Source organism: Rhizobacter sp., from assembly GCF_035702065.1.
In the GTDB taxonomy this organism is placed as follows: Bacteria; Pseudomonadota; Gammaproteobacteria; order Burkholderiales; family Burkholderiaceae_C; genus Rhizobacter.
The window spans coordinates 1-4,144 of record NZ_DASSRA010000326.1 but is presented as its reverse complement, the minus strand read 5'-3'; the positions used below and the strand labels follow the sequence as shown (position 1 = coordinate 4,144).

Annotated in this window: 5 protein-coding genes; 4 read left to right on the top strand and 1 reads right to left on the bottom strand. The window is 68.8% G+C overall.

The genetic code is table 11. The features are described 5' to 3' along the window. Positions 1-33 precede the first annotated feature (33 nt). The 4 genes from VFL64_RS14520 to VFL64_RS14505 all read left to right on the top strand — a co-directional run bounded on the left by VFL64_RS14520 (position 34) and on the right by VFL64_RS14505 (position 2,574). Positions 34-543, top strand: coding sequence for a helix-turn-helix transcriptional regulator (locus tag VFL64_RS14520; RefSeq protein ID WP_489541094.1), 510 nt, complete (start codon positions 34-36; stop codon positions 541-543). Next, complete coding sequence (locus VFL64_RS14515) at positions 540-947, top strand: VOC family protein (protein WP_489541093.1); 408 nt, start codon at positions 540-542, stop codon at positions 945-947. Before VFL64_RS14520 ends, VFL64_RS14515 begins: the two co-directional genes overlap by 4 nt. 22 nt (positions 948-969) lie before the next feature. Further along, a complete protein-coding gene (locus tag VFL64_RS14510) occupies positions 970-1,353 on the top strand; it encodes a DUF1801 domain-containing protein (RefSeq protein ID WP_489541092.1) in 384 nt (127 codons plus the stop codon). A gap of 99 nt (positions 1,354-1,452) precedes the next feature. After that, positions 1,453-2,574, top strand: coding sequence for a porin (locus VFL64_RS14505; protein ID WP_489541091.1), 1,122 nt, complete (start codon positions 1,453-1,455; stop codon positions 2,572-2,574). A gap of 4 nt (positions 2,575-2,578) precedes the next feature. On the opposite strand, the gene VFL64_RS14500 is transcribed toward VFL64_RS14505, so the two are convergent. Next, positions 2,579-4,144: feruloyl-CoA synthase (locus VFL64_RS14500; protein ID WP_489541090.1), on the bottom strand; the 1,566-nt coding region annotated here is incomplete at its 5' end.

Sequence of the window (4,144 nt, the reverse complement as noted above, 5' to 3'; positions counted from 1 at the left end):
ACGCCGCTTGCCAAATCGGGTACCGTGAGCGCGATGCCAAGCCCCCAGGTCGACCCCCTCCAGGATCCCGAGTTGCTGCGCCGCCTGCTTCGCGCCAAGGACCGCATGGACGCCGCCTCGCACGAAGACTGGCCGGTTCGGCGGCTGGCCGAGGTGAGCAGCGTGTCCGAGGCGCACTTCGCGCGCTCGTTCAAGCAGGCCTTCGGCGTGCCGCCGCACCGCTACCTGCTCACGCGGCGCATCGAGCGGGCGGTGGCCTTGCTGCGCGACACCGACCTGCCCATCACCGAGATCGCCTTTCAGACCGGCTGGGGCAGCCTCGGCACCTTCGGGCGCACCTTCCGCGACATCACCGGCGAGAGCCCAGGTGAAGCCCGCGCGCGCTGGAGTGCCGTGGCGCACGCGCTGGCCAGCATGCCGGCCTGCGTGGTGAGCGCGGTGCAGCGGCCCGGCCTCGAAACCGCAGTTTCGGAGAAGCGGCGCCGGGAATCTGCCGGAACAATCGGCTCCCATGATCAACCCGACCCAAAGGAAGCTCCATGAGCCAAGGTATTGAAGTGGCAGGCGTGTATGTGCGAGACCAGGACGAAGCGCTCGCCTTCTATGTCGACAAGCTCGGTTTTCGCGTCCACACCGACGTGCGCAATGGCGACTACCGCTGGCTGACGGTGCAGCACCCCGAGCAGCCCTCGTTCCAGCTCGGCCTGTTCAACCCCGGGCCGCCGGTGCTCGATGCGGCAACGGCCCAGGCGGTGCGTGCCGTCGTGGCCAAGGGCGCGATGCCGCCAATGGTGATGACGGTGAACGACTGCCGCGCCGCCTGCGAGCGCATGCGCGAGAAGGGCGTGGAGTTCACGCAGGAGCCGATGGACCGCTACGGCACGGTCGACGCGGGTTTTCGAGACCCTTCCGGCAACGGATGGAAGATGATCCAGGCCCGCCGCTGAACTGACGGAGACGAACCCGATGATGAAGAAGAGCCCCCCGCAGAGCGGCGACGCCGCCTCCACGCTCATCGACGAGAAGATCGCCGGGCTGGGCGACTGGCGCGGCGAGATGCTGTCGCGCCTGCGCGACCTGGTGCAGGAAGCCGTGCCCGGCGTGGTGGAAGAGTGGAAGTGGAGCACGCCGGTGTGGTCGCACAACGGGATCATCTGCACCGGCGAGACCTACAAGAAGGTGGTGAAGATGACCTTCGCCAAGGGCGCCTCGGTGCCCGACCCGGCGGGCCTCTTCAACTCCAGCCTGGAGGGCAACGTGCGCCGGGCCATCGACTTCCATGAAGGCGAGAAGCTGGACAAGACAGCGCTGAAGGCACTGTTTCGCGCTGCGGCGGCGTTGAACAAGCCTTGATTCGAGGTAGGCGCGGAGCCCCCCACGGCGAGGGGGCACCACGAACCCGGGCTCTGTTCTACTCGGCGTTGCCGTGCAACCGAGGGAGGCTTCGCCGTGATGAAACGTTCAGCATTCGCCGCGGCCGCCCTGGCCACCCTGGCCGGTGCCGCACACGCGCAATCGAGCGTCACCATCTACGGCGTGATGGATGCCGCGCTGCGCTTTTCCAACCACCAGGGCGCGACCGGCGGGGAGAGGCTGGCCACGCTGATATCCAGCGGCCTCACGCCGAGCCGCATCGGCTTCGACGTCAGCGAAGACCTCGGCGGCGGCTTGCGCGCGCTGGCCAACATGGAGCACCGCCTCACGCTCGACAACGGCATGAGCGAGCCCGGCGGCCAGTTCTGGCAGCAGAGCTGGGTGGGCCTGCACAGCAACACGCTCGGACGCATCACCCTCGGCCGCCAGGCCAACGTGCTGTACGACGCGGCTGTCGGCTTCGCGGCGTTCAAGACCGTGGGCCCGTTCATCAACAGCTACAAGCCCGAGATCGCGGTTGCCATGGGCGCTCGCAACGACAACATGGCCAAGTACGCCTTGACCGTCGGCGGGCTGGCCATCGAGCTCGAAGCGGCGGCAGGCGAGGGCGCTGCAGCGACCACGACGGTCGGCAAGGCGCTGGGGGGCATGGCCCGCTATGCGACCGGGCCGGTCACGCTCGGTGGCGGCTACCTGGAGCGCGAAGACGCCGCCCAGCTCAAGGCCAAGGGCTATGTGGCCGGTGTGGCCTACCAGTCCGGCCCGCTGTACCTGAACGCTTCGTTCATCCGCAACGAGTTCGACGACGGCTTCAACTCGGCCGTGCTGCTGGTCGGCAGTGGCGTCGAGAACATCGTGGCGCCGAACCAGCCCGGCCTCAGCCCGGCGGTCGCGGCGGTTCGCGCGAAGCAGCGGACGGTGTGGACGGCGGGCGGTACCTATGCCCTGGCGCCAGCGTTCACGCTCGGCGCCCAGTACTGGAACCTGAGCCAGGACTACCACGTGGCCGGCACCAAGGAGGCCAGCGGCGACTTCGTGGCCGTGCTCGGGGACTATGCATTGTCCCGGCGCACCCATCTCTATGGCGCCATCGAGCACAGCCGTGTCGAGAACGCGGAGCTGACCAACATCCCGACGGGCATTGCGAACGGCGAGGACAGCCGCTCGGCCGTGATGCTCGGCATCCGCCACAACTTCTGAACCTTCAATCGCTACGGATCACCCGCGGATGCGGCGCCGGTCCGTACAGCAGCTCGACCTCGGCCGCGCGGCGTGTGAGCACGGCGCGCTGGTTGACGTAGCCCTTGTCGGTGATCTCGCCGGCATCGGCGTTGGGCGGCTCCGCCAGCACCAGCACGCGCGCCGGTGCCTGGGACGAGCCACCGCCTTCGGCCCGCACGGCGTTCATCGCGTCGCGCAGCTTCGCGGCCAGCAACTCGGGTGCGAGCTGCGCGCAAGCCGCACTCGGGAACACCATCGCGCACATCTCGTCGCGGTCGTGGCCGGTGATGACCACGTCCTGCGCATAGGGCGCGAAGGCCGAGACGAGCTTCACGCGCACGGTGCCCACCGAGACCCAGGTGCCGCTGGCGAGCTTGAAGTCTTCGGCCACGCGTCCGTTGAACACCACACCGCGCTCGGGCCGTGCCGGGTCGGCCAGCAGGCCGGCGTCGCCGATGCGGTAGAAGCCGTCTTCATCAAACGCGGCAGCGGTGAGCTCGGGCGCGTTGCGGTAACCACTGAACACCGACACGCCACGCACGCGCAGTTCCTGCTTCTCGCCGTTGGGCACGAGCTTGAGCTCCAGGCCCGCGAGCGGGATGCCGATGCAGCCTGCACCGTCCAGCCGCCAATGCGCGCTGGTGATGGAGGGTGAGGTCTCGGTCGCGCCCCAGGAGGTGGTGAGCCACAGCGGCTCGTCGCGCACGCCCGCCGCCACCGCTTCCATGCGTTGCCAGGTGCTCGGCGGCAGGGCCGCGCCGGCGTAGAAGGCCATGCGCAGGCGGCCGATGGCGCTGCGTGCGAGGTCGCGGTCGTTCTCCAGAAAGGGCAGCAGCATGTCCCAGCCGCGCGGCACATTGAACAGCAGGTTGGGCTGCACCTCGCAGAGGTTGCGCACGGTCTTGTCGATCAGGCCGGGCGCGGGGCGGCCTTCGTCGATGTAGAGCGCACCGCCGTTGCGCAGCACCAGATTGAGGTTGTGGTTGCCGCCGAAGGTGTGGCTCCAGGGCAGCCAGTCAAGCAGCACGGGCTTCTCGTGCTCCAGGAAACGCCAGGCCTGCGCAATCATCTGCTGGTTGGCGCACAGCATGCGGTGGGTGTTGATCACCACCTTGGGCTGGCCGGTGGAGCCCGAGGTCAGCAGGTACTTGGCGTGGTCGTCGGGCGTGACGGCGTCGAAGGCGCGTTGCACGGCCGGGGTTTCGGTGGCCTGCAGCAGGGCGCCGAAAGGCATCGCGCCGGGCACCGTGTCGGAGCCCTGGCTCAGCACCTTGATCGCTGGGGTGTCGATGGACGAGAGCGCGGGGCCGTAGACGGCGGCATCGCTGGCGTAGATGAGCGCCGGGTCGAGCGTGCGCAGGATCTCGTGCACCTTGGCGTAGTTCTTCGTCAGCCGGCAGTAGGCGCTGGAGACCGAGCACACCGGCCGCCCCACGTGCATGGCGGCGAGCATCAGCAAGGCGTGGTCGATGCCGTTGTCGGACAGCACCACCACCGGCTTGCCGGCGGGCAGCTGCTGGTCGAGCAGGCTCTGGGCGATGCGGCCGAT